General features: G+C 65.7%; 26 protein-coding genes. 12 read left to right on the forward strand and 14 right to left on the reverse strand.

Annotation, left to right across the window (positions count from 1 at the left end; genetic code table 11):
• Positions 1-59: 59 nt before the first annotated feature.
• Entirely contained in the window at positions 60-1,253 is a 1,194-nt protein-coding gene (locus V7Q48_RS02650; RefSeq protein WP_333836102.1) for a DUF932 domain-containing protein, read from the reverse strand.
• A gap of 400 nt (positions 1,254-1,653) precedes the next feature.
• Between V7Q48_RS02650 and V7Q48_RS02655 the strand changes: the two genes are divergently transcribed.
• Complete coding sequence (locus tag V7Q48_RS02655; protein WP_333836104.1) at positions 1,654-3,549, forward strand: putative bifunctional diguanylate cyclase/phosphodiesterase; 1,896 nt, start codon at positions 1,654-1,656, stop codon at positions 3,547-3,549.
• A 155-nt stretch (positions 3,550-3,704) separates the two neighbouring features.
• Here the strand turns inward: V7Q48_RS02655 and V7Q48_RS02660 are convergent, their stop codons facing one another.
• The 8 genes from V7Q48_RS02660 to V7Q48_RS02695 form a co-directional block, all read right to left on the reverse strand.
• Positions 3,705-5,468 (reverse strand): ABC-three component system protein, encoded by a 1,764-nt coding sequence (locus tag V7Q48_RS02660; RefSeq protein ID WP_333836105.1) that lies wholly within the window; start codon positions 5,466-5,468, stop codon positions 3,705-3,707.
• Entirely contained in the window at positions 5,465-5,710 is a 246-nt protein-coding gene (locus V7Q48_RS02665; protein WP_333836106.1) for an ABC-three component system middle component 6, read from the reverse strand. The genes V7Q48_RS02660 and V7Q48_RS02665 overlap by 4 nt, the downstream gene beginning before the upstream one ends.
• A complete protein-coding gene (locus V7Q48_RS02670) occupies positions 5,707-6,690 on the reverse strand; it encodes an ABC-three component system protein (protein ID WP_333836107.1) in 984 nt (327 codons plus the stop codon). The genes V7Q48_RS02665 and V7Q48_RS02670 overlap by 4 nt, the downstream gene beginning before the upstream one ends.
• Positions 6,611-6,997, reverse strand: a complete 387-nt coding sequence (locus V7Q48_RS02675) for an XRE family transcriptional regulator (protein ID WP_333836108.1) — start codon at positions 6,995-6,997, stop codon at positions 6,611-6,613. Before V7Q48_RS02675 ends, V7Q48_RS02670 begins: the two co-directional genes overlap by 80 nt.
• 1 nt (position 6,998) lies before the next feature.
• Positions 6,999-7,367, reverse strand: coding sequence for a type II toxin-antitoxin system RelE/ParE family toxin (locus V7Q48_RS02680; protein ID WP_333836110.1), 369 nt, complete (start codon positions 7,365-7,367; stop codon positions 6,999-7,001).
• A 43-nt stretch (positions 7,368-7,410) separates the two neighbouring features.
• Positions 7,411-7,830, reverse strand: a complete 420-nt coding sequence (locus V7Q48_RS02685; RefSeq protein WP_333836111.1) for a nuclease — start codon at positions 7,828-7,830, stop codon at positions 7,411-7,413.
• Positions 7,827-9,080: a tyrosine-type recombinase/integrase gene (locus V7Q48_RS02690; protein WP_333836112.1), complete on the reverse strand. Its 1,254-nt coding sequence runs from the start codon at positions 9,078-9,080 to the stop codon at positions 7,827-7,829. The genes V7Q48_RS02685 and V7Q48_RS02690 overlap by 4 nt, the downstream gene beginning before the upstream one ends.
• Before the next feature lie 177 nt (positions 9,081-9,257).
• Positions 9,258-9,866, reverse strand: coding sequence for a JAB domain-containing protein (locus tag V7Q48_RS02695; RefSeq protein WP_333836114.1), 609 nt, complete (start codon positions 9,864-9,866; stop codon positions 9,258-9,260).
• A 119-nt stretch (positions 9,867-9,985) separates the two neighbouring features.
• Between V7Q48_RS02695 and V7Q48_RS02700 the strand changes: the two genes are divergently transcribed.
• The 9 genes from V7Q48_RS02700 to V7Q48_RS02740 all read left to right on the forward strand — a co-directional run bounded on the left by V7Q48_RS02700 (position 9,986) and on the right by V7Q48_RS02740 (position 17,055).
• On the forward strand, positions 9,986-13,207 hold the full coding sequence (locus V7Q48_RS02700) for an intermembrane phospholipid transport protein YdbH family protein (protein ID WP_333836115.1): 3,222 nt from the start codon (positions 9,986-9,988) through the stop codon (positions 13,205-13,207).
• A complete protein-coding gene (locus V7Q48_RS02705) occupies positions 13,204-13,482 on the forward strand; it encodes a YnbE family lipoprotein (protein ID WP_333836116.1) in 279 nt (92 codons plus the stop codon). Before V7Q48_RS02700 ends, V7Q48_RS02705 begins: the two co-directional genes overlap by 4 nt.
• Before the next feature lies 1 nt (position 13,483).
• The gene (locus V7Q48_RS02710) at positions 13,484-13,888 is read left to right on the forward strand and encodes a YdbL family protein (RefSeq protein ID WP_333836117.1); all 405 of its coding nucleotides are present in this window, start codon (positions 13,484-13,486) and stop codon (positions 13,886-13,888) included.
• A gap of 211 nt (positions 13,889-14,099) precedes the next feature.
• On the forward strand, positions 14,100-14,417 hold the full coding sequence (locus V7Q48_RS02715; RefSeq protein ID WP_333836118.1) for an AtpZ/AtpI family protein: 318 nt from the start codon (positions 14,100-14,102) through the stop codon (positions 14,415-14,417).
• 91 nt (positions 14,418-14,508) lie between these two features.
• On the forward strand, positions 14,509-15,291 hold the full coding sequence (locus V7Q48_RS02720) for a F0F1 ATP synthase subunit A (RefSeq protein ID WP_333836119.1): 783 nt from the start codon (positions 14,509-14,511) through the stop codon (positions 15,289-15,291).
• Between the two features lie 57 nt (positions 15,292-15,348).
• Positions 15,349-15,576: a F0F1 ATP synthase subunit C gene (locus V7Q48_RS02725; protein WP_022677864.1), complete on the forward strand. Its 228-nt coding sequence runs from the start codon at positions 15,349-15,351 to the stop codon at positions 15,574-15,576.
• Positions 15,577-15,662: 86 nt separating this feature from the next.
• A complete protein-coding gene (locus V7Q48_RS02730; RefSeq protein WP_333836120.1) occupies positions 15,663-16,157 on the forward strand; it encodes a F0F1 ATP synthase subunit B family protein in 495 nt (164 codons plus the stop codon).
• Complete coding sequence (locus V7Q48_RS02735) at positions 16,150-16,701, forward strand: F0F1 ATP synthase subunit B family protein (protein WP_333836121.1); 552 nt, start codon at positions 16,150-16,152, stop codon at positions 16,699-16,701. The genes V7Q48_RS02730 and V7Q48_RS02735 overlap by 8 nt, the downstream gene beginning before the upstream one ends.
• 147 nt (positions 16,702-16,848) lie before the next feature.
• Complete coding sequence (locus V7Q48_RS02740; RefSeq protein ID WP_333836122.1) at positions 16,849-17,055, forward strand: DUF2945 domain-containing protein; 207 nt, start codon at positions 16,849-16,851, stop codon at positions 17,053-17,055.
• 139 nt (positions 17,056-17,194) lie between these two features.
• Here the strand turns inward: V7Q48_RS02740 and V7Q48_RS02745 are convergent, their stop codons facing one another.
• From V7Q48_RS02745 to V7Q48_RS02755, 3 genes are read right to left on the reverse strand one after another with little or no spacing between them, the layout of a single operon-like run.
• Complete coding sequence (locus tag V7Q48_RS02745) at positions 17,195-19,528, reverse strand: glycoside hydrolase family 3 C-terminal domain-containing protein (RefSeq protein ID WP_333836123.1); 2,334 nt, start codon at positions 19,526-19,528, stop codon at positions 17,195-17,197.
• A complete protein-coding gene (locus tag V7Q48_RS02750) occupies positions 19,525-20,094 on the reverse strand; it encodes an NADPH-dependent FMN reductase (RefSeq protein WP_333836124.1) in 570 nt (189 codons plus the stop codon). Before V7Q48_RS02750 ends, V7Q48_RS02745 begins: the two co-directional genes overlap by 4 nt.
• Positions 20,095-20,098: 4 nt before the next feature.
• A complete protein-coding gene (locus V7Q48_RS02755; RefSeq protein WP_333836125.1) occupies positions 20,099-21,202 on the reverse strand; it encodes an LLM class flavin-dependent oxidoreductase in 1,104 nt (367 codons plus the stop codon).
• 369 nt (positions 21,203-21,571) lie between these two features.
• Here V7Q48_RS02755 and V7Q48_RS02760 point away from each other — a divergent pair, with 369 nt between their 5' ends.
• Positions 21,572-22,711, forward strand: a complete 1,140-nt coding sequence (locus V7Q48_RS02760) for a site-specific DNA-methyltransferase (protein ID WP_333836126.1) — start codon at positions 21,572-21,574, stop codon at positions 22,709-22,711.
• Positions 22,712-22,730: 19 nt separating this feature from the next.
• On the forward strand, positions 22,731-23,843 hold the full coding sequence (folP, locus tag V7Q48_RS02765) for a dihydropteroate synthase (RefSeq protein ID WP_333836127.1): 1,113 nt from the start codon (positions 22,731-22,733) through the stop codon (positions 23,841-23,843).
• 71 nt (positions 23,844-23,914) lie between these two features.
• Here the strand turns inward: folP and infC are convergent, their stop codons facing one another.
• The gene (infC, locus tag V7Q48_RS02770; RefSeq protein WP_333836284.1) at positions 23,915-24,439 is read right to left on the reverse strand and encodes a translation initiation factor IF-3; all 525 of its coding nucleotides are present in this window, start codon (positions 24,437-24,439) and stop codon (positions 23,915-23,917) included.
• 143 nt (positions 24,440-24,582) lie between these two features.
• Positions 24,583-25,275, reverse strand: a complete 693-nt coding sequence (pdeM, locus tag V7Q48_RS02775) for a ligase-associated DNA damage response endonuclease PdeM (RefSeq protein ID WP_333836129.1) — start codon at positions 25,273-25,275, stop codon at positions 24,583-24,585.
• Positions 25,276-25,300 lie beyond the last annotated feature (25 nt).

Here is a 25,300-nt window from a genome sequence, read left to right on the forward strand (position 1 = left end):
AGAAACACGGAAGCGCAAAGCCGGAGACACGGAAACCCGCTTCCCCGGCATCACGAAGATCAGGCCGCTCGATCGAGCAGCTTCTTGGCCTTGGCCTCCATGTCGAGGCGGGCGTCCTGATGGGGCTTGTCGCGGGCGACGGCGGTGATGCCCTGAACGAAGTCGAAGATGCTCTCCGGCGGTCGGCCTTCCTCAGCCAGTACCGTGTCGATGATCTTCCCGGCCTCGGCCTTGGAGAAACCGCGACGGCGCAGGAAGTCGGTGCGGTCTTCGTCGGTCCTTGCCACGATCCGCTCGCGCGCCGCCTTGATCCCGTTGACGAAGGGTAGCGGCGAGGAATTGGCGAAGTTCGCAAGCGCAGGGGCCGCCTCGTGCGCGAAGCGATTGGCGGCATATTTGGAGTGGCGGATGGTGATTTCCTCGAAATCCTCCACGCCCCAGAGATTTCGATTCTGGCAAACCGCGCGGAGATAGAAGCTCGCCATGCCGAGGGTCTTGGCGCCGACCTCGGAATTCCAGCAATAAAAGCCCCGGAAATAAAGGTCGGGCGAACCGTCCGGCAGTCGACCGGCCTCGATCGGATTCAGGTCGTCGACCAGGAAGAGGAAGACGTCGCGATCGGAGGCATAGAGCGTCGTCGTGTCCTTGGTGATATCGACGCGAGGATTGTAGACGCCGGTCGCCCAGTCGAGCACGCCCGGCACCTTCCAGCGCGTATCGCCAGTGCCGTTGCCGGCGATGCGCTGCACGGCTTCCACCAGTTCGGCGTCGAATATCCTCCCATAATCCGGCCCGGTGACGGCGCGCAGTTCCATCCGGCCGTCGTCGGTTTCCAGCGTCTTGATCTGCTCGGCGCGATTGGAAGTCAGGCCATATTGCAGATTGATGGCGGCGAGCGCGGCCGGGAGCTGGCGTAGATAGGCGGCGGGTGCGCCGACCAAGCCGGCGAGTTGGCCGAAGGACCAGTGTGTCGGCGCGATCGCGGCATCCGCGCCCGGCAGGATCAGGGCCAGCCGCTCCGCATCGTTGCGGTTTGCCTCCACATGGATCAGCGCGCTTTCCACCACGCGCGTCCTGCTGCGATCGGCGCGGTCACGGACCGATCGCGACAGCTCCGACAGCGAGAGGTATCGCTCGTCGGCCGGACGCGAGAACCATTCCGACGAGACGCGGCCGACCCGCTCGCCGCGGCTGACATCCACCCTGTAGCCGCCGGTCGTCTCGCGGCGCGCATCGAGAACTTGCATGTTCATGGGACCAATCTCCACGACGGGCGCGGGAGCCTCTCTCCCAGCTATTCACCCGTCACGGAAACCGGTCCGCACTCTCACTCTCAAGGGGCGTTGCGGGGTCTCCCCGCAGAAGGGGTCGGCCGAGACGCAAGGCTCGGCCGCAGGGGAAGGCATTCCCCGCAAAGGCGCAAAGTCGCAATCGCGTAGAATCAGAGCCGGAGCATGCCCTCTTCGGGCGTCCACAGTAAGTGTGTGTTTCTCAGGAAGTACGGCCGAGACAGAAAGGTGGCGGCACCGGCAAATCCATCTCACGCAAAGAAGGCTGGTTAAGTCTATTTTTAGCATTTTGACTCACTCGATCTTCATGCTGGGCGACTATTATAGTCGCCGACGGCGCGATCACGAAGCCGCGGCGGGGTAGGTGGCCCTTGTTGTTTTGCTGGAATTTGAAAACCGTATCTTACGACTGATCGCCGATGGCGCCGCCCTGGACGAGACCGCCGACGAGCTATCCCGGGAAGTTGAAGCCATTCTGCCCGGCGTACGCTGCACGATCGTGAGCGTCGACCGAGCGGGGCTGCTGCGGACCCTGGCGCCTCGTGTCGCAGATGAATGTGGTGACATCAGTGGCGGCGTGATGATCGGCCCCGATGTCGGGTCTTGCGGCGCGGCCGCTTACCGGCGCGTGCCGGTGCTCGTCACGGATATCGCCAATGATCCGAAATGGAGGAAATATGCCGACCTCGCCGTGCAGGCCGGGTTCAAGGCGTGCTGGTCGTCGCCGGTCATGGGTGTTGATGGTGAGGCGATAGGGGCGCTGGCCGTCTACTTCCAGGATTGTCGCGGGCCGACGGAGCGGGAAGAGGCGATCATTGCTACCTGCGTTGATCTTTGCGGGATGGCGCTACGTCGCCACGAGCGCGTGCTCGAGCGTGAGCGTCGCGCGACCGTCGACGCGCTGACCGGGCTGCCGAACCGCACTGCGTTTCACGCAGCAGTCCGTAGCCTTTCCTGTGATCAGCCGGGCGCATGGGCGCTGCTCATTGTCGATCTCGACAATCTCAAAACAGTCAACGACACCTTTGGCCACCAGGCTGGAGACGCCCTGATCCGTGTTGCCGGCGCGCGGATCGCCGCCGCAGTTGCTCCCGACATCATGTTCCGCATCGGCGGCGACGAGTTCACCGTCATCGTGCAACGGGCGGATGCGCTTTCGGATCTCGACGCCTTCGCGACCCGCATTTTCAGCGCGCTTGAAATGCCGGCTGATTACGATGGCCACGCCATCGTGCCAGCGGCCACCATCGGCGGCGCGGTGCTGGCGGCCGGCAGCGCGAGCGCGGAGGCCGTCTATAGGGAAGCCGACTTCGCGCTGTATCACGCCAAGGAAACGGGACGCGGCGGATTCGTGCGCTATTGGCCGGGCCTCGGCACGCGTATTGTCCAGCGACAGGCGGCAATCCGGAATGTGACCGCGGCTCTGGCGGAGGAGCGGATCGACGCCTTCTATCAACCAGTTGTTTGCCTCAACACGCGGAAGATCGTCGGGGCCGAAGCGCTATGTCGTTTGCGGATGCCGTCAGGCGAAATCTTGCCCGCAGCGGCTTTTCAGGAGGCGACGTCTGATGCGCGCGTTGCGGCCGAGATGACGGAGCGCATGCTGTCGCTTGTAGCCCAGGACGTCCGGTGCTGGCTCGACGCGGGCATTCCGCTTCAGCACGTCGGCGTGAACGTCTCAACCGCGGATTTCTACACGGGCGATCTTCTCGGCAAGCTGGAGCGGAGCTTTGGTCGCCTGGGGGTGTCCCTCGACCACGTCATCATCGAGGTGAAGGAGGATGCTCCCACAGGGGGAAGAGACAATGTCGTCGCGCGGGAGATCAAGCGCCTTCGCGATCGGGGGGTGTGCGTAGCGCTCGACAATTTTGGGACCGGCCAAGCGTCGCTGACGAGTCTCCTCAGCGTTCCCGTCGATATCATCAAGATCGATGGATCGTTCATCGCGCGTCTTTGGCCGGGAGATCCGAGCATGGTGATCGTCCCAGGGCTGATCGATATGGCCAAGCAACTCGACGTCCGCATCGTAGCGGAAGGCATTGAGACAGAAGTGCAAGCGAGCCAACTTTGGACGATGGGATGCATGCTTGGGCAGGGCTTCGCCTTCTCCCAAGCCGTCGACCGAATGGAGATGACCGACCTGTTTCATCGGCATGCTCAGTGGACGACGAGCGCGGTTCCACTCTTTGCAGACCGGCGGGCGAGGCCGGGTCCGGCACCCGGCGACGGTTCGGCGATACTCCTCACCGGAACGGGCTGAAGTCTGTCGACTACGCTGTCGGGCAGGCGGAAAACGGTCGAGCAACCTTCGGCGGGGCTCTGACCGGCATCATCCTGATAGCGTGGTGGACGGCACCGTTAGTGCAACAGCCTGTTGCACTTCTCGTCTGGGCATCGGTCGCGTGCGGGGCGCGTCTACTCAAAACGCAGGCCGAAAAGGCCTCCCGTGTCGGTCGCGTCAGTGAGCTTGGTTTCCATGACGTGGGCCTGGATATCGAAACCGCGCTGGAAGCCCTCGCGCGGGAGCGCGTCGGAATTCATAGTGACGATGTACTGGAAACCGGCGGCTTGTGCCCGCTCCGCGCCGAGCTGGAGCGCCTTGGCGACCTGACGCTCGTCCACGCCATCGAAGAGATGACTGTCGTGAACAAGGAAGCCCGGGCCCCGTCCATTCTTGAGGCTGATCTCGGTCAACATCAGGTCGAAGCAGAAGATTTGCATGTTGGTGATGCCCTTGCTTCGTTGTCCGTCGATATGGACTTCGAATTGCGGGCCTGAGCCGGTCTCTGAAACGGTCAGGCTTCCGGCCTTCTCGTACAGGGACTCTGACAGGGCTTCGAATGCGAGGATGGCTTCGCGGATAACGTCGCCGCGCTCATGAATGTCATCGCGGAGCGCCTTGCTCAGATTGGCGCGCTCGATGTCGAGTTCAGCCTTCGTGCTTTCGATCCGCTCTGCGGTTTCCAGCCGCTGACGCAGTCCTTCGACTTCCGCCTCGGCGCGTCCGGCTTCTTCACGCAGGCTCGTATAGTGCTCAAGCGCGCCGCCGGACTGGAGCACACCCATGATCTGGCGCCGACGTCGGTCGCGCTCTGCGACGCGCTGGTCGCGTTCGATGACACGCGCCTCGGCCGACGCGATCTCCGCATTCAGATGGGCGCGGCGATTCTCGATAATCGAACGGTGGAAGCGCTCGACCTCGTCAAAGCGACGCCGAACCATGTCCGGCAACACGACGCCGGCCTCGGCATAGAGCCTGGTCACATCCCCCAAGTCGGGCGCGTCCTCTTCCGTCAGTGAAGCGCGAAGCTGCTGCAGCAGGTCGCCATCCACGACATTTTCTACATTGAGGGCGTCGACCTCGCGCGTGATCTCGTTCGCCTCCCGCTCCAGCGCCTTATATTCGGGCACGACTTCAAACGTCTCGAGCTGTCCCCGGAGTCGCTCCGCACGCGCTTCGGCGATGGCGAGGCGGGTGCGAAGATCGGCGGCCTTACCGAAGAATCGGCCGAGGTCGCCACTACGGGCAGCCTTGCGGAGTTCCTGGGCGACCTTCTCCTGCGCGCGCAACTCCTGAAATCGCCCTGGTATGCTCCAGTCCAGGCCGAGCAGATAGCAGATCGAGACTTGCTGATCCCAAGCCTGTTGCATGGACGCATGCTGCATCGGTTGCTGGAAGCCGCCGCTGAGCTGGCGCCGGACGAAATAGGAGAACAGCGAGCGGAAGGAGGGCTGGAAGCGCTCGGCTTCGTCACCGGCCGAGATCGGCAGGCCGAACCAGAGCTGGCCGAGATTGGCTTTCCAGTTCTCGTTGGACAGCTCCAGCACGCCAGCGCGCTGGTCGAGCTGGGGCGGGATGGGCCAGGTCTCGACGGGGCCATTGAGGAAGATACGGCTGGGCTTGGCTCCGCTGCGCGCTGCCGAAACGGCCGCATCTGCGATGTCGACGGCGACGTCGAAGGTCCAGGGCGACAGCACGTCGGAACGGAAGATACTTTCCTTGCGTGCGTCCGCGCCGAACAGGAAGTGGACGAGCTCGATAAAGCTGGTCTTGCCAGCGCCGTTCCGCGATTGGCGATCGTTCGCGCCCTCGCTCTTGTCGGCGAGCAGGATGTTCAGGCCCGGCTTGAAGGTGAGCGTCTTGAAGGAGGCGAGGTCGCTTCCGAAGCGGCGGATCATGGCTCGACCCTCCGCACCAGGCCGCGATCGAAATCGAGCGCGCCCATCATGTAAAGCAGATCGAGGGAGAGGACGAACCACTGATAATCGATCGGTGCGTTCGGTGCGTGAAGCGTGCGACGCCCGCGCACCTCGTCCCAGAGGCGCGACATGGTCATCGGCCGCTTCAGGATCTCGAGCACTTCAGCGCCGACGCCGATCAGCGCACGATCCGGTCGGACATGCTTGGTCGGGAGGATCATAGCGCCTCCTCGGAAACGACCGGATCTTCGAAGATGTCGCAGCTGTCGAAGAAATAGGCGAGCACGGCGAGGGCTGCGCCCTGGCGCTTCGGCTCGCCGTTGAAGCCGGCATAGTCCTGAAGATGTTTGAAGATGGTGTCGGCAGGCAGATCGAACGCCTTCAGCTCGGCATAGCGCATGCGGAAAGCCTCGGCGATGCGCTCGCCCAGATCGGGACGCGGGCTCTTGCGAAAGAAGGTGTCGACGAGGCTCGACTTACGCCTGCCGATGCGCAGGAACAGGCCGGATTCCTCCGACAGCTCGTTCTTCTCCAGTTTCTCCGCCGACGGTGGCGTCAGCGGCGGGTCGCCCGCATTGGGTTCCTGGCGCTGCAAGGCGTCGATGATCGGCATCAGGTCAGACATGACCAGCCGGTCGACGATGGCGATCGAGGCGGCGGGACCGAACAGCGCCTGGAGCGCTGAGATGTCGAGGCTCATGGCGAGCGGGAGCAGCTCCGGCTCGGACCAGGTCGAGATCGAAAGAGGTGCATGGGCTTTGCGCAGCGCGTCGAGATGCTGGACGGCATTGGGCGGAAGGCCGCGGCCGTCGTTATGGACGAAGACCCATTCCTGCATGTTGCCGGCCCAATGACCGCGCGCGCCATGAAAGTCCGCATCGACCTTGGCGATGAGGTCGGCTTCTTTCATGGCGTCCGGCGCGTAGCACTGGAACACCGACTGCGTGCTGATCCGCCGCCCGTCGCATTTGAGGTCACCGTAAGAGCCGTAGGGGCGGACTTCCTCGAAATCGGCGCCGAAGGCGTGACCGGCCAGACGGACGAACCAGTCCTGAAAGGCGGCGCCTTTCTGGGTATGAAACGCCAGCCGAAAGCGGTCGACGTAGATGGACCGCTGCAATTCATCCATGGCGCCGCCTCGACGACGGCGCATCGCTCTTCCTCCGCGCGGGGGCCTTAGTAGGGGCCGCGGGAGCGACATCTCCCAGGTGATGAATGCGCATCACCGGCCGCTTCGGCAGCTTGACGGTCAATTCCAATTCCCCCCCAACCGCTTCCACATAGCTGCGAAGCGTCGAGAGATACATGTCCGTTTGCTTCTCGATCTTGGAGACGGACGGCTGCTTGATCTTGAGGGCGGTCGCAACGTCGGCCTGCGCCTTGCCGGCGATCTGGCGCAGCTCGCGGAGGCCTTCGACTTCCTGCTTCAGTTCCTGATAGCGGGCGTCGATTTGCAGCTGCTGCTCGTGGGGCAGCGAGGCGATAACGTCATCGAGGCTCCTGCCCATCCTACTTTCCCTTCTTTGCGGATTTCAGGCTTTCCAGATGATCGGAAAACCGGCTATCCGCCTTTGCGATAAGCTGCTTGTAGAAGCGCTTCTGGCTGACGCCGGACTTGTCGCCCGCGACCAGAAGGATTGCCCTCCGTTCGGGATCGAACGCGAAGGCTGTGCGCCATTCGCCGTCGTCGGCCGAGAAACGCAGCTCCTTCATGTTGGCGTGCTTCGAGCCCTTGAGCGTGTCGACATAGGGCCGACCAAGTTGCGGCCCGTAGTCGGCGAGCAGCTTCGCCACGGCCAGCAGCTCGGTCTGGACCTCGCGCTCGAAAGCCAGGAACTCCGCCTCGAAGGAATCGTGTAGTTCGACGTCCCAAGTCATATAGCTTCCAAGCTATGTCGGGTCAAGGGGGAACGTCCTCGCATCAGTTGCCACCCGCGACGGCGCCGGCGTGGCGAAGGAGATTGCCGATGCTGTCGGAGCCAATCCGGCATCGCGCGATCACCCGGTCGAACGAGACGACGCGCCCGCTGCGGCCGCGTTCGGCCGTGCATCTGACCTGGCGAAGGAGGGCGATGCGTTCGAGCGCCGCCTTAGCCGCGGCGCCATTGGCTTGGTGAAGCTCAGGCGCGTCGAAATCGGCAAGGCGGACCTCGATCCACTCGCGCGGATCGGCAGTCCTGCCCACGCAGAGGCCATCGCCGTCGCCGACATATCGGACGGTGCCGGAGAAGCGCGCTCCGGCGTGTGTTGGCAGAGGCGCCTCGCATGGGTCTGCATAGGCAGGGGCGACCGAGCTGAAGAAGGCAAGCGCGCCGGCAAGAAGCAGAGGCTGGCGACTCACGCGGCAGCCTTCAGGGCGCTGTTGGTCTTCTTCGTCTTAAGGAGCGCTCGAACGAACTTATCCCATTTCGCCATGGCGGCGCGCTTCTCCGGCATATAATTCCAGCGGTCGTAGCTCTTGGAGCTGACGTCCTGCAGCGTGTGGTTCTGCAGGCGATCCCGGATTTCTTTGGAGAGGCCGGCTTTGCCCGCGAGCGTTTTCCAGGTCCGCCGCAGATCGCGGTTCGTCACGTACGGGATCACTTCGCGATCCCGCTGGCGCCACATGAAGGAATAGAGGGTCCCGTGGCTCACGGGCTTCGAGGGGTCGGTCGCCGAAGGGAAGAACCAGCCATGCTCGTTCACATTGATGGACTCGATGAGTTCAGCGGCGATCGTCGGCACGGGGATCGCGTGGGGTTTCCCGTTCTTCGTCTTCGACCAGTCGATGATCCGCTCCTTCGCATCCCACTGGTCGATATGCAGGCGTGCGATCTCCTGCACGCGTTGCCCCGTCAGCATCAGGATTCTGACCGCGCGCGCGTATGGCGGATGCACCGGCGTGTCGGGGTATTCGAGCCAGCGGTAGAGACGGAGGAACTCATCCTCATCGAGCCAGCGCGTTCCGACCTTCTTCGGTTCGGTCGGTATGCCTGCGGCAGGATTGTAGGCCAGACGGAAGCGACGTGCGGAGGCCGAGCGGTAGTCATGCTCCGACTTGAGGCCCCAGCTGTAAGCCGATCGAATGTAGCTTCGCACGTGATCCGCCATCGAGCGCTTGCCGCGCTCGTAGATGGGGCGGAGGATCGCGGTGATCTCGTCCGGCTCGATGTCGCGCGCAGGGCGGTTACGCCCGAGCGTGTCGGCGATCTTGTTGAAGCCTTTCTCCGCCTCCTTCCAGGACGATTTCTCCGCGCCCTTGAGGTACGCGACATAGGCCTCGAAGAGGTCGGCGACGGTGCCAGGACGCGTGTCGCCGGCGATCTTGATGCTGCGGCCCTTCTGGATCATCTCCGCGAAATCGCGGTTGAACACCTCTCGCGCTTTGCTGAGCGGCATCGAGGGATATGATCCGAGCTTCTTCTTGATGCGCTTCTGATCGCGCCACTGCTGGGCCATCCAGTCGGCGGTGACACGGGTCGGCATCGGCTTCATCACGAGGACGAGGCGCCCCGTTCCGTGTCCCTCGCCATCGACGAGGCTGAGCTGTTTTCCGGTCTGTTCGACCTCTTTCAGGGCGCGGCGTATTTCTCCATCGGTAAGGCTTGGCACTGGGGTTCTCCATCGGCTTCCAAGTGGGGTCGCCAGACGGGTTTGTGGGGTCGGCGACTGGGGTCAAAAGGGGCTTCAATCCCCCTTAAAACCGACCCCACTATGCCATGGTATCCGACTCTACGACAACCCAAAAAAGCCTTGTGGATCAGCGGTATCCAGCGTGATCCGGCGTGATCAAAATGGGCGAGTGGGATGGTTGTGCACGAGGATCAGCGCAGCAGCGCCGATCGACAGCGCCTTGGCGATGATCTCGCGCGTGTAGATCGCGCTTTCATCGAGCGTGCCGTCGCTGACCACCTGATCGAGCAGCAGCCGGTTCTGCGTGTTGAGATAGAGCACGCGGACGCGCTCGTGATTGAGGTGGGCCATGTCGATCGTCAGGTAGTCGATCAGCGCTTGCCAGCTGGATAGTACCGGCAGCGCCTGTACTTGCGCGCGGGCGAGGCGGCGTGCTGCGACCCCGGCGATGCGCAGAGCAGCCGCGGCCGCCTCCTTGATCCCGGGCACCGCCTGCAGCGCGCGCGGGTCGGCGTTGAAAACCCCGGCGAGTGAGCCGAAGCGCTGGAGCAGCATCCGCGCGAGCGGCTTTACATCCATGCGGGGGATCACGGTCATCAGCAGCGCCTCGATCAGCTCGTGATCGGCAAGCGCGTCGTCCCCGCCGTGGAGCAGGCGGCGACGCAGCCTGGCGCGGTGGCCGGAAGGATCCTGCCCTGCCTCACGAACGCGATCCGTTGCCTGATCGTCCTGTCGTTCAGGAAAGAGTCCGCGTTCGTGAGGCATCTGGTCTCCACCGTGGCCGGCACCAAAGCTGGCGGCGGGTGTTGCAGGGCAACGGACCGGAGCAATCGATGCGGTGTTTTGCATTGCCCAGCCCGTGACCATGCGCAAGAAGGGGGCGAATGGCGGATTCTACCGATTTGGCTGAACCGGAAGACCCGGTCGCAGCGCGTGGCTGGTCGCGGCGGCGCATCGTCGCTTTGGCGGCGGGCGTCGCCGTGCTTGCCGTGGGCGGCGGCCTGTGGATCGCGCGCAACCGGATTGCCGAAGGTGTCATCGCGCGTGAACTGGCCGCGCTGGGCCTCCCTGCGCGGTACGACATCGTCTCGATCGGGCCGGGTCGCGAGGTGCTGGCCAATGTGGTCGTCGGCGATCCGCGACACCCGGACCTGACCATCGACCGTGCCGAACTGACTCTGGCTTGGAGCCTCTCTGGGCCAAGGATCGGAGGGGTCAGACTGGTCCGCCCCCGACTTTACGGCGCGGTGCACGAGGGCCATGCCAGCTTCGGCGCGCTCGATCGCGTCATCTACGCGAAGCCGGCGTCCAAGGAGCCCTTGCGCCTCCCCGACTGGCGCTTGACGCTGGAAGATGGTCGCGCGCTAATCGACAGCGACGTTGGCCGGATCGGGATCAAGGCCGAGGGCGCGGGCAACCTGCGCAACGGCTTTGCCGGCACGCTGGCGGCCGTCGCGCCGCGCCTCGCCGCGAGTGGCTGCACGACGGGCCAGGCCACCGCCTTCGGGCGAATCACGGTCGACCAAGGCAAGCCGCGATTTGCCGGCCCGGTGCGGATGGCCCGCCTAGCCTGCTCCGGCGAATCCCCGCTGGGGTCGCTCCGCCTGGCCGGTGCGGACATGACGCTCGATGTCGTGGCGGACAAGGACTTCGGCGGCGCGAGTGGCAAGGCCCGGTTGCGCAGCGTGGCGCTGGCGACCGATGCGCTGACGGCGCAGCAACTGGGGCTCGACAGCGCATTGGCGTGGCGGGGCGGTGTTTTGAGCGGCCGCGTCGATGCCACGATCGGCGGGTTGCGGACGGCGCAGGGTTCGGTCGGGCTGCTCGAGGTCGACGGACTGGTCAAGGCCCGCGACGGTTTTGCAACCACCGAGTTTCGCGGCATGGCCGATGCGCGCGGGCTGCGGCGTGGCCCAGCGCTGGACCGTGCCCTTGCATCCGCCGAAGCGGCCGCGCAGGGCACGCTTGCGGCCCCCATGATCGCGCAGGTGCGCCGTCGCCTTGGCGAGGAGGAGCGCGGCAGTCGCTTTGCCGCGGACCTTACGGTGCGCAAGGCAGGCGACGGCAAATGGTCCGTCGTCGTCCCGCGCGGCACCCTGCGCGGTGGCAGCGGCCAGGCGCTCGTGTCGCTCGGCAAGGTTCAGGTCGCGGGCGATGGCATGACCACGCCGCGGTTCGCCGGCAATTTCCTGACTGGCGGGCAGGGCCTGCCGCGGATCAGCGGAACAATGGAGCGCCGCGGCCGCGGCGGGGCGCAATTCCACCTTGCCATGGCCGACTATGCGGCGGGCGGCGGACGCTTGGCGGTGCCCGAACTTGTCGTCGTCCAGGCGACCGACGGAACGCTTGGTTTTGCCGGGCGCAGCCTGTTGTCGGGTGCCATACCGGGGGGAAGCGTGCGCAATCTCGTCCTGCCGATCAACGGGACGTACGGACGCCGGGGAACACTGTCGCTGTGGCGGACCTGCATGACGCCGCGGTTCGACGAACTCACGCTCGGCGAGATGCGCCTCGATTCGCACAGCCTCGTGCTGTGCCCGGGGCTGGACGCGGCAGGCGGCCGCACCGGCAAGGCGATCGTCACTGCGGGCGCGGCACCGTTGCGCGTTGCGCTGGGAACCTCCGCGCTCCACCTGACCGGCCGGTTCGGCGACAGCCCGATGACGCTCGACAGCGGCGCGGTCGGCCTTGCCTGGCCTGGAACGCTGACGGCCCGCGGCGTCGATCTTGCCCTCGGGCCGCCCAGCGCGCCGACGCGGCTGAAGCTGGCCGACCTTACGGCGCGGATCGGCAAGGACTTTGCCGGTACCTTTGCAGGCGTCGAGGCGCGCATGGCGGCCGTGCCGCTCGACTTGGCCGGAGCCACCGGAACGTGGCGCTACGCCGACGGGCGGCTCGAACTGGCGGATACGCGCTTCGGCCTGACCGATCGCGCTACGCCGGCGCGCTTCGAACCGCTGGTGGCGCAAGGGGCGACGCTTTCGCTCGCCGGCGGTCGCATTACCGCCGATGCCCTGCTGCGCGAAGCGAAGAGCCAGGCTCCTGTGGTCCACGCCCACGTGCTGCACGACCTGGCCGCGGCGCGTGGATCGGCGGACCTCGACGTCGCCGGCCTCACCTTCGACAAGCGCTTGCAACCGGCCCAACTGACCAGTTTGGCGCTCGGTCTGGTCGCCAATGCACAAGGCACGATCACCGGCAAGGGTCGCATCGACTGGCGCCGCGATACCGTGACAAGCGGTGGCAGGTTCACTACGAAGGGTCTTGATTTCGCGGCCGCTTTTGGTCCGGTGCGCGGTCTTTCCGGCACGTTGGACTTCACCGACCTGCTGGCCATGGAGACGGCCCCGCACCAGATGCTCAAGGTCGCCTCGATCAATCCCGGTGTCGAGGTGACCGATGGCGTGGTCGACCTGCAACTGCTGCGCAACCAGGTGGTGCAGGTCAATGGCGCGCGCTGGCCCTTCATGGGCGGCCAGCTTTCGCTAGAGCCGACGATCTTGCGGTTTGCCGAGGCGGAGCCGCGCAATTTCACGCTGGTGATCGACGGCCTCGATGCCGCGCAGTTCGTCTCGCGCATGGAGATGGCCAACGTCGGCGCGACCGGCGTGTTCGACGGCAAGCTGCCGGTGGTGTTCGATGCCAGCGGCGGCCACATCGTCGGCGGCGCGCTGCACTCGCGCGGCGGCGGCAATGTCTCCTACGTCGGGGCGCTAACCTACAAGGACCTGACCTTCATGGCGAACTATGCGTTCCAGTCGCTGCGTTCGCTCGACTACAAGAGCATGACGATCGCGCTGCGCGGCGACATTGCCGGTGATTTCGTCACGCAGATCCAGTTCGGCGGCGTCAGCCAGGGGGCAGGGGCGAAGCGCAATTTCTTCACCCGCCAGATCGCCGGGCTGCCGATCCAGTTCAACCTCAATATCCGCGCGCCTTTCTACAGCCTGCTGGGCACCTACAAGTCGATGTACGACCCGTCGGTGGTGAAGGACCCGCGCACGATCGGCCTGCTCGACCCCAAGGGCAGCAAGGTGCCGCGTCCGGCGGCATCGAGCGGCGCCGCCCCCGTCATTCAGCCTGCAGCAAGTGGAGCCATGCGATGAAGCGTAACACGAACCGGCCCACCTTGACCGCGCAGCCGGTGGCTGCGACGGGCGCTGGTACAGGGAATTCGCAAGAGGGCGGGGGCATCATGGTGAGGATTCTGGCAGGCGCGGCGCTTGCCGCTGGCGCCATCGCGCTGTCGGGCTGCATTTCGGTCAAGGCGCCCGACAAGCCGATCGTCATCGAGTTGAACATCAACATCAAGCAGGAAGTCGTATATCGCCTGGCCGGAGACGCCAGCCAGACGATCGACAAGAACAAGGACATCTTCTGAGATGGCACGCGAAATGGCACATAGGGCTGCATTTTCCGTCGTTCTCTCCGCTGCGGTGGCCCTGCCGCTGGCGTTGAGCCCCGCTTCCGCTCTTGCGCAGCGCGATCCGGCCTACGCTGCCGCGCGCGCTGCCGGCCAGGTGGGCGAGAAGATGGACGGGTACCTCGGCTACGTGACGCCGCCCGCGCCGTCGCTCAAGGCGGTGGTCGAGGACATCAACCTGAAGCGCCGCGCGGTCTATTCCGAAAAGGCGCAGGCCCAGAAGGCGACCGTCGAGGAATATGCCTTTACCTCGGGTTGCCTGCTGATCGCGCAGACCCAGCCGGGTGAGAAGTATCAGGCGCCCAACGGCACCTGGCAGACCCGCACCAGCGCCCCGCCGCAGCGCGACTCCCGCTGCCTTTGACGCCAGCCGGATAGGCCCGCCGCGACGAACGGTGTCGCACATTTGGCGCAATCGTATGCGGGCAAGTGTGACAAGTTCGGCGGGCAGCGGTTGACTTGCGAAAACCCGCCGCCTAAGGGGCAGGCGCCCTCGGCGGGATGCCGTTGTGCATGACGCGCTTTGCGGCAGGTTGGTGCCCCTTATGGGGTTCGTTTCTGGCAGGGAGCATGGCATGGACGACGACCAGACCGACGCAGAGGCCATCGGTGAGGATGCACGCCTTTCCCGGTTGAACGAGCGGCTCGATGCCGCCCGCCAGCGGGAACAGGGGCGCAAGCCCGCGCCAGACCGGGAAAAGTCCGATGCGAACTATCGCTTGGGCAACCGGGTCCTGGCCGAACTCATCGGCGGTCTTGTGGGCGGCGCGTTCATCGGTTGGGTCATCGACCAGTTTGCCGGAACGCGACCCTGGGGGCTTCTGGTGATGCTATTTGTGGGGATCGGCGTAGCCTTCCGCAATATCATCAGGATTTCGAGCGGGCGTTCCTGACCGGGTCTTTAGGATCTGGCGGAAAATCCGGCCGGCAAACCGGTCGGGCAGGGGCGCCTTGATGTTTTTGCGCGTGACGGGGACAAGCACTGTGGCCGAAGGAAAGGTCGATCCGGTTCACCAGTTTACGATCGAGCCGCTGTTCGGCACCGATCATTGGGCGATTGCCGGGCATAACATTGCTTTCACCAATTCCGCGCTGTGGATGGTCATCACGACCCTGGTGCTGATGGTGTTCGTCGGTGGCGGCGCGAAGCGGGCGCAGGTGCCCGGTCGCTGGCAGATGGCCGTCGAGGGGCTGACCGGCTTCGTTGATACGCTGCTGCAGTCGAACATCGGCGACAATGGCCGCAAGTACCTGCCTTACGTGTTCTCGCTGTTCACGTTCATCCTCTTCGCCAACATGCTCGGGCTGCTGCCGCTGGCTCTGGTCGGCGTGCACCCCTTCACGGCGACGAGCCACTTCACGGTGACCGGCGTCCTGGCGGTGATGAGCTTCGCGATCGTGCTGATCGTCGGCTTTGCCAAGCACGGGTTCCATTTCTTCTCGCTGTTCGTGCCGCACGGCACGCCGGCGGTCATGGTGCCGGTGATCTTCCCGATCGAGCTGATCTCGTTCCTGGTGCGTCCGTTCTCGCTGGGCCTGCGTCTCTTCGTCGCGATGATGGCCGGCCACGTCCTTCTCGAAGTGCTCTCGGGCTTCGTGATCTCGGGCACCAATGCCGGCGTCGGCACCTTCTTCCTGGCGGGCGTTCCCAGCTTCCTGCTGATGATCGGCATCTGCGCCTTGGAACTGCTGGTTGCCGGCATCCAGGCCTACGTCTTCGCCCTGCTTACCTGCGTCTATCTCAACGACGCGGAAAACCTTCACTGACCGTCACCACCACAAACCGCTTTCAACACCGGTTCTGATCAAGAGGGAGTTTTTATCATGGACGCACAGAGCGCAAAGCTTCTCGGCGCTGGTCTCGCTGCCATCGGCGCCGGTCTGGCCTCGCTGGGCGTGGGCAACGTCTTCGCCAAGTTCCTCGAAGGCGCGCTGCGCAACCCCGGCGCTGCCGACGGCCAGCAGGGCCGCCTGTTCATCGGCTTCGCCGCCGCCGAACTTCTGGGCCTGCTGTCGTTCGTCGTCGCGATGATCCTGATCTTCGTCGCCTGAGGCGTCGAAGCGGATCATTGAACGATACCGGCCGGGGATAAGCTCCGGCCGGCCCGAACGACAAACAGGAAGCGCGGACCAACGCGATGCCCCAGATAGCCCAGCTCGCCGATACCTACGCCAGCCAGATCTTCTGGTTGCTGCTGTGCTTCGGCGTGGTCTTCTTCGTCATCGGCCGGGGCATGCTCCCGGGCGTGGTGTCGACGATCGACCAGCGTAACAAGCAGATCGCCGACGATCTCGCCGCGGCAGAAGCCGCGCGGGGCGCCGCCGATGCAGAAGAACAGGCCTGGCGCATCGCCGAAGGCAAGCAGCGCGCAGAGGCTCATGCCCTGATCGCTGCCGCCAAGGCCGACGCCGCCCGCGCAACCCAGGCCTCGCTCGACGCCGCCTCCGCGCGGATCGACGAGACGACCACGGCCGCCGAAGCCCGCATCGCCACCGCCCGCGCCGCTGCGCTCGGCGAGGTGGAAGGTGTCGCCGCCGAAGCCGCGCAGGACATCGCCAGCCGTCTGGCCGGTCTTTCGGTTTCGGCCGAAGACGCTCGCGGTGCGGTGCAGGGAGTTCTTGCCCATGGCTAACGCCACCACGCCCACCGCCACGGTCGAACAGCATGCCGGCGGCCACGAAGCGGCCGAGCCGACCATCCACGGTATCGGCGCCGGCGCGATCGTCGCTGCTGCCATGCTCGTCTTCCTGCTGATCCTGGTCTGGAAGAAGGTCCCGGGTGCCATCACCAAGGGCCTCGATAACCAGATCAAGGCGATCCGCCGCGAACTGGACGACGCCAAGGCGCTGCGCGCCGAGGCCGAAGCCCTCCGCGCCGAATACGCCGCGAAGATCGCCAACGCCGAGAAGGACGCGGCCAGCATGCTCGAGCATGCCCGCACCGAATCTGCGGCGATCGTCGCCAAGGCCGAGGCCGACACCCGCGACGTGATCGCTCGTCGCGAGAAGATGGCCGCCGACAAGATCACAGCCGCCGAACGTGCGGCGGTGGACGATCTGCGTGCCAAGGCTGCTTCGGCCGCTGCGGCCGCCGCCGGCCAAATCATCGCCGCCCGTCATGGCGTCGATGCCGACAAGGCCCTGGTCGATAACGCGATTGCCAGCCTGACTCACTGAGGGTCTTGCCCGGCAGCCTCGAACAAATGGCCCCTCCGGTTCGATCCGGAGGGGCTTTTTGCATGCGCGTTCTGGACACGGACCTTCGGGTAAGGGGTGAACCCGTAGCTCCCGCAGCGCGTTGAGCCCTGCGAAGGAGAGACGAACATGACCAAGACACTCAGGAAGGGCGATCACGTCGAGTGGAAGAGCCACGGCGGAACGGCCGAGGGCAAGGTGGTCAAGAAGCTGACCGAGCCGACCAAGATCAAGGGGCACAAGGTCGACGCATCGCGTGACGACCCGCAGTATCTCGTCGAAACCGAGGAAGGTAAACGCGCCGCGCACAAGCCGGACGCGCTGAAGAAGGGCTAAGGCTTCCACCCCGTCTCGACGCATCAGGCGCAACAAAAAACCTCCCTGTCGCAATGCGACGGGGAGGTGGCGGCGGGAAGTGCGGGCGGAGGAGCAAACTGGCGGGTGCGTGAGACTAGGTCTCACGCACCCGCACAAGTCAGCGCGGCAAGTCGACCGTAAAGGTGCGATCTTCGGCCGTACGCCCGATCACCAGCCCGACAGCGCCGGTGCCTGCAACGGCACGGAGGATATGGGCGCTCGGCTCGATCCGGGCGGTCACCGTCTCGCCGGCCGCCGGATGGACCTTGGCGAACCCGACCAGCGCATAGGGACTTTCCGCCAGATAGGCCTGAACGACGTCGCTGCCAGAGCGGTCGCCGGTATTGGTGACATCCACCAGGACCACGCCGCCCTCGACGCGGGGCTGGGCCCACTCGAACGTGGTGTAGCCCTGGCCGGCGCCCATCGCGAAGAGGGGCGCTGTGCCCTTCTCGCGCAGTCCGCGATAGCCGACCAGCACGCCGTCGTCGTAAATTAGGTCTCCGCTGGCCGCGGGGGTCAGGTCGAAGGCCGGATAGTCGGCTTCGCTAGCCGCGAGCGTCATCGGCAGTCGCCCGCCGGGCTCACGGCGCCCGGTGAGCACGTCGGCCAGCGCGATGCCGAAGTTCTGGCCCGGGTACCAGGCGACCATCAGCGCGGCGGCCTCGACGCCGAAGCTGGCATCGAAGGCGTGGCCGACGTTGACGACCATTGCGGTGCGCGGATTGGCAGCGCGTACGGCATCGGCCAATGCGACCTGCGCCGGGTCGAGGCGGGTATCGGCGCGGTCCTTGCTCTCGACGCTGGCGTCGGCGGTCTCGCCGAGCATGAGGATGACGGCATCGGCCTGGGCCGCGGCGGATACCGCCCGGGCCATCATGGCGTCGGGCGTGTCGGGCGCGCGTACGCCGAACCACAGGCCCTGCACACGCGCGGGGGCGTAGCGCAGTTCGGCCTCGACCAGAACGCGCTGGCCCGCCTGCAGCTGGACGGTGTCGCTGTCTGCGTCGCCCGCCTTGAGCACGCCCATGATGTCCGACGCCGGTGGTTGGATGTCGCGGCGGACGATCTCGGTGCCGTCGACCTTGAGCACGACGGGTGCGGTTGCGCCGGCATAGAACCGGTGCGGGCCATCGGCGGTCGCGGTGTACCATCCGCTCGCACGCACGGCGCCGGCTTCGTTGAACCGGCCTTGGTCGTGAACGCCGTGGAACCAGACGAGCGAATTGGTCGCGCGGGTTTCGCGGCTCAGCGGCTCGACGCTGAAATCGTGGCCCGCGAAGTATTCGAGCGTCATGCCGCTGGTGCACCCATCGCCCAGGTCCCGGGCCGGGGTCACGGGCAGGCTCGGCAGGCGAGGCTGCGGATCGACGCCGGGTTCGTGGACGATGGTGTAGGTGTCGCCCAGTGCCGCCTCGATCGCCTGCAACGGCGTCAGCGCGTCGGGCGTCACGGCGATGCGGGCAAAGGTGCCGCCCTGGTAGCAGGGCGCGGTCGCATTGGGCCCGATCACCGCGATCGTCTTGAGCGTATTCGACAGCGGCAGAAGGCCATCGTTGCGCAGCAGCACGAAACCGGCGGCAGCCCCGGCGGTCAGAAGTTCTTCAGTGTCGAGCGCGGCGGGGATCTTGTCACCGCCGAAGCGCTGGTTGAAGCGGATCACGCGTTCGGCCGCGTCGGCAATGCGCGCCTCACTCACGTCGCCCGCCGCTGCCGCCTCTGCGGCGCGGGCGCCGAGGAAGCGGGCCGGGCCAGGCATCTCGAGGTCGAGACCGGCATTGAGTGTCGCTGCCGTGCTGTGCGTCGCGAAGAAGTCGCTCATCAGCACACCGCCGTAGGCCCACTCGTCGCGCACGATAGAGAGCGGCCCGGCCGCCTCGGCGCACCAGTCGCCGTTGATCCGGTTGTAGGCGGTCATGATCCCGCCGCAGCCGGCCTCGCAGGCTAGTTCGAAGGGCAGGAGATAGACCTGGCGCAGCGCCTCGTCGGTGATGACGGCGTTCATGGTGTCACGCTGCGTTTCGCTGTCGTTGCAGACGAAGTGCTTGGCGACGGCGGCCGTTCCGGTCGACTGGATGCCGCGTACCCACGCCGCGCCGCACAGTCCGGTGAGCAGAGGATCCTCGGAATAGTATTCGAAGGCCCGGCCGGCGAGCGGGCTGCGCGCCATGTTGACGTTGGGCGCCAGCAGCGCGTCGACGCCCATGGTGATGGCGTCATTGCCGACCAGCTTGCCCATCTGCTCGACCAAGTCGAGGTCCCAGCTGGCGCCCTGCGCCACCGGGGCGGGCGTCAGGATCGAGACATCGCGCTCGTCGACCCGGCCACTGGCAACGCCCATCGGCCCATCGGCCAGCATGAGCGAGCGGGCATCCTGTTCGGGAACGGCGCCGGTGGTCCACATGGTGGCGCCGGCGGTGAGACGGGCGGCATCGGCGAGGGAAAGGGTCATGCAGCACCTAAGGAAAAAGACATGATCTGGCGTGCCTGCGCAGCGATTGCCGCGGCGACGTCAGCATCGACCAAGGCGCCATCGGCGCCGAAGGGCTTTTGCGCGACGGTATTGACGGCAATGCCCAGCGGCGTCGGCCAGCCACGCATGGCATGCGTGATGCCGCGCAGCGCGGCCAGCGTGATGCCGGTGGCCTGCCAGCCGGCGGCACTGACGATCAGGCCGACCGGGCGCCCGTCGAAGTAAGGCCGGATATCGCGCGCCAAGTCCTCAAGCAAGTCGATGGCGTTCTTGACGAGGCCCGATACGCCGCCGTGATAGCCGGGCGAGCCGATGACAATCGCGTCGGCCGTGCGGACGGCTTCGACCAGCGCACGCTCGCCCTCGGTGCGTTCGGGACTTTCGGGATTGAAGTGCGGCAGCGCCTTGAGCGCGCTGCCGCCGAACAGCCGGGTCTGTGCCCCCTGGTCCGCGCAGGCCGCCAGCACGGCCGCCACCAGGCGCTCCGTGCTGGATCCGTCGCGCAGGGTGCCGCCGATGCCGACGACCTTGAGCGGACGTGGCATGCGATCAAAGCCCCTTGAGTGCGGGGATGACCTTGCTGCCCATCAGGTCGAGCGTCTGGTTGCCGAGGCGCAGGCGTTCCTCGGTCAGCGGGCCGGTGGTGGTGCCGCACAGGATGTTGCCGATGCCCAGCTCCTTGTAGGGACGCAGGTGCTCGATCACCGAATCCGGCGTTCCCCACAGGCACCAGGTGCCGATCCAGTCCTCGGTGAGGGCGTTGGGCGTGCGGTCGGTCTTGGTGTTGGCCTCGTCGCTTTCGGCGCGGTTGTTGTATTCGGCCTCGCGCTCGATCGCATCCTGGTACGAGCGCAGGATCACCATCATTTCCTCGCGCGCCTGCTCTTCGGTCTCGGCGACATGGACCATCTGGTAAGTGTGCGTCGTCCACGACAGCGCATCCTTCACCACTTCGTCGCTGTGACCTTCCTCGAGCAGCATGCCCTTGTAGATGTCGAAGTACTTCTTCACGTGAGTGAAGGGTTCGGTACCGCCGATCTTGGGCGGGGTGAAGGCGGGGATGAACGCCGGCCAGCCGTGCTTGGCGGCGCGGCGAGCGCTCGCTTCCTTCATCGCCACCGGGATCAGGCGGGCATGCTTCTCGCCATAGGGGGCAGGGGTGATGCGCTGGAGGACGCGGCCCTGGTAGGGCCCGTTGTCGATCACGACGGTGGGGTCGTACATCGACTTGGCCCACAGTTCCTCGGCGATCGCGAGGTTCTTGTCGGCCAGCGCGCCGGCGTCCTTGTAGTTGACGTTGAAGCCGATCATTTCCTCGGGCGTGGTGCCCGAGCCGACGCCGACGAGCAGCTTGCCCTTGGTCAGGTGATCGAGCACGTTGATGCGCTCGGCAAAGCGGACCGGGTGATGCAGCGGGACGGAGACCACCGAGAAGCCGAAATACATGTCGGGCAGGCGGGCGGCGAGGTAGCCGGCCATGATGAAGCTGTCGCTGGCGACCGGCATGTAGCCGTTGAAATGGTGATCAGGCATGAACACCGCCTCGAAGCCATTGGTCGCCGCATGTTCGGCGTGGCCGATCAGGTCGGTGATCAGGCGGCCGTCCTCGGCCGGGCTCATCGAACGGGCATTCAGGAAGACGGAAAAGCGCATGGTATCTCCCCCACAGTTCTGGCGCGCCGGTGTTGCGACAGGGGCATCGTGCCCCGTCGTTCCCGCGCTGCGATACGGTCAAGAATTAGAACTGTAATTCCACTATGTCCACCTGCAATTTCGAGCCGTGCGGCGAAATGCGCCGTTTGCCGTGCCGACCGATTATCCCGGGACGCACGGCGAATTTATTTTAGGGGCGTCGTATCCACCACATATGGAGTCAGGTGCCTGTGCGCAGACTCAAGATGTAGTCTGCGAACTCGTTCCGTTCCGGGTGCGACTCGCCGTATTTCGCCGAGTCGCGACTTGACGCGCGAGTCGCGATGATTCAGATTCCGCCTCGTTCACGCGATGTTGGAAGGAAAGTTCATGGTTACGGCAGTCAAACCGCGCGCACGCGCCCTGCGGGCCTTCAAGGCGGCGCAGGTCCAGGCGCCCGTCCTGCCGCTCAACCGTATCCTCAAGGGCGACTGCATCGAGATGATGCGCAGCCTCCCGAGCGGATCAATCGACATGATCTTCGCCGACCCGCCCTACAACCTCCAGCTCGGCGGCGATCTGGCGCGTCCCGATGGCAGCCATGTCGATGCCGTCACCGATGCCTGGGACAAGTTCGACAGCTTCGCGGTCTACGATCGCTTCACCCGTGAATGGCTGACCGAGGCCTATCGCCTATTGAAGCCCAATGGCTCGATCTGGGTGATCGGCAGCTATCACAACATCTTCCGCCTCGGCACCATGCTGCAGGACATGGGCTTCTGGATCCTCAACGACATCATCTGGCGCAAGACCAATCCGATGCCGAACTTCAAGGGTACGCGGTTCACCAATGCGCACGAGACGCTGATCTGGGCCGCCAAGGGCGAGAAGGCGAAGTACACCTTCAACTATCGCGCGATGAAGACGCTCAACGACGAGTTGCAGATGCGCTCGGACTGGGTCCTGCCGATCTGTTCGGGCAAGGAGCGCCTCAAGCGCAACGGCACCAAGGCGCACCCGACTCAGAAGCCGGAATCGCTGCTCTATCGCATGCTTCTGGCGACGACCAATGCCGGCGACGTGGTGCTCGATCCGTTCTTCGGCACCGGCACCACCGGCGCGGTCGCCAAGCGCCTGGGGCGCAACTGGATCGGCTGCGAGCGCGAGGACAATTACATCGAGGTCGCCGAGGAGCGTATTGCGATGGCGCTGCCGCTCGACGAAAGCGCGCTCAAGACCATGCAGAGCAAGCGGGCCGCGCCCAAGGTCCCGTTCGGCTCGCTCGTCGAGGCGGGCTGGCTGACGCCGGGCACCGTGCTGGCCGACAAGAAGCGCCGCTGGCAGGCGACCGTGCGCGCCGATGGCAGCATCGCGGTCGGCGAGGACAGCGGCTCGATCCACGGCATGGGTTCGAAGGTGCAGGGCGCCGCCTCGTGCAATGGCTGGACGTTCTGGCACGTCATGGACCAGGGCGAGATGAAGCCGATCGACGTGCTGCGCCAGCGCTACCTGTTGGCGGTCGAAGACTGAGCGGGCCGGGCGCAAGGCCATGAGCCGCAAGGTCTATCTGCGTCCGGTCGCGCTGGCCGACAGCCCGCAGGCCGACGAGGGGCAGGCCGTTCGCCTGGCCGGGGGTCTGGCCTGCGCCAGCCGCTTCGCCGTGATCGTCCGCGAGGGCGGGCGCGTCGTCTCGCGCCGGGTGGTGGGCGCGGATGGCATGCCTGACGCCATCGCCGCGCTGCCTGATGCGCTCGGCCAAGATGCCCAGGCGCAGTGGGCGGACTTGCGCCGGGTTCACGCACCGATCGGGTGCGGCGAGCGCTTGCTGCGGTTCGACCAGCCCCTGGTCATGGGCATCCTCAACGTGACGCCGGACAGCTTTTCGGATGGAGGGCAATTCCTCGACAAGCCCGACGTGGCACTGGCGCATGCCCACGCCATGCTCGAGGCCGGCGCCGCGGTCATCGACATCGGCGGCGAGTCCACGCGGCCCAATGCCCCGGCGGTGTGGGAAGGCGATGAAATCAAGCGGGTCGTCCCGGTGATCGAGCGCCTCGCGGCCGCCGGTGCCGCGATCTCGATCGACAGCCGCCGCTCGAGCGTCATCGCCGCCGCGCTTGCGGCCGGGGCGCATATCGTCAACGACGTCTCGGCACTGCGGCACGATCCGCGCAGCATGGAGATCGTGGCGGCCAGCGGAGCACCCGTGGTGCTGATGCACGCGCCGGGTGATGCGGCGGACCTGCATGCCGACGGGCGCTACGACGATGTCGTGCTCGATGTCTTCGATGCACTGCGCGAGCGCCGCGATGCCGCCGTCGTCGCCGGGATCGCGCGCGAGAAGATCCTGATCGATCCGGGCATCGGTTTCGGCAAGACGCTTGCCGAGAACCTGGCCCTCATCAACGCGCTGCCGCTGTTTCATGCGCTGGGCCAACCGATCCTGTTCGGTGCCAGCCGCAAGCGGATGATCGGTGCGCTATCGAACGAGGCGCCGGCGCACCAGCGGCTTGGCGGATCGTTGCAGCTTGCCATTCGCGCGGCGGATGCGGGTTGCCAGCTGGTGCGCGTGCACGACGCCGCCGAAACGGCACAGGCCTTGCGGGTGTGGCGGGGGCTGCGCGATGCGGCGCTGACCGATTTCACCCAGGTGGCCGACTGACCATCCGCGGCGCGCATACAAAAAAGGCGCACCCTGCGGCGCGCCTTCCTTGTTCAGGTTGGTGAAGGTCGTCAGCCCTTGGGGGCGAGAACCATCAGCATCTGCCGGCCTTCCATGCGGGGGAAGGCTTCGATCTTGGCAACTTCGGCCACGTCTTCCTGCACGCGCTTGAGCAGGTTCATGCCCAGCTGCTGGTGCGAAAGCTCGCGACCGCGGAACCGCAGCGTCACCTTCACCTTGTCACCGTCCTCGATGAAGCGCTGCACGTTGCGCATCTTCACGTCATAGTCGTGATCATCGATGTTCGGACGCATCTTGATCTCCTTGATCTCCTGCGTCTTCTGGCTCTTGCGGGCAGCGTTGGCCTTCTTCTGCGCCTCGTAGCGGAACTTGCCCACGTCGAGGAACTTGCACACCGGCGGGTCGGCGTTGGGCGACACTTCGACCAGGTCCAGCCCAACCTCGGCTGCCTGATCGATGGCTTCGCGGGTGTACATCACGCCAAGGTTTTCGCCGTTCTCATCGATCACGCGCACCTTGGGCACGTTGATCATCTGGTTGAAGCGAGGGCCACTCTTGACGGGGGGCGCCAATATGCGCCGGGGTGGGGGAGCTATAGTGCTTTCTCCTGAACAGTTGATCCGGTGTGTCTTGGATAAGACTCAGGGTCGCGCACATACCACAATGGCGGCGCAGATAAAGAGCCTTGGCCACAAAGTGGGCACGCAAAGCCCCGATTTCAAGCGGCCTGTGCCTGCCACAACGCAAATCGGGCCACGCGCGACGCGGTTGGCACCAGCGCGGCGATGCTGCGCGCGGGCTGCAGGGCCTTGAGCAGCGCAGGATGGGCGGCGTCGAGGCCCCCGGTCAGCGCGCCGAAAGCCGGCATCACCAGCTTGCGCTCGCTGACGACGGCACAGGGGCGGCGCACGCTGCGGCCGCGCGCGGCGACGCGCATCTGCGGGTGGTAGTGGCCCGAAAGCTCGGGCATGGTTTCCATGCTGCGCGCCTCGTGGCGCAGCATCAGCCCGCCCAGTGCCAGTTCGGGCAGCATGGTCCCGTGCGCCGCGCCGTCCTTCTCGTCGTGATTGCCGGTGACCCAGACCCAATCGACGCGGCGGGCAAGCGCGGCAAGCCGATCGGCGGCGACGGCATCGAGGCGCGCGGGCCCGTGAGCGTCGTGGAAATTATCACCCAGGCACAGCACGCGCCGGGCGCCGGTGGCATCGACCAGCGCGGCCAGCCGCTCGAGCGTTTCGCGGCTGTCGTACGGCGGCAGCATCTGCCCGGCGCGGGCATACCAGCTCGCCTTTTCCAGATGGAGGTCGGCGACGATGAGGGCCTGCTCGGCCGGCCAATAGACGGCGCGGCCGGTGCCCAGCAGCAACTCGTGCCCGGCAAACTCGAACGGCGCGAACGAAAGGGGAACCATGGCTTCCCCTTGCCGCAGCCCCGCC

Origin of the sequence: Novosphingobium sp. (assembly GCF_036803765.1) — a bacterium.
GTDB lineage: Bacteria > Pseudomonadota > Alphaproteobacteria > Sphingomonadales > Sphingomonadaceae > Novosphingobium.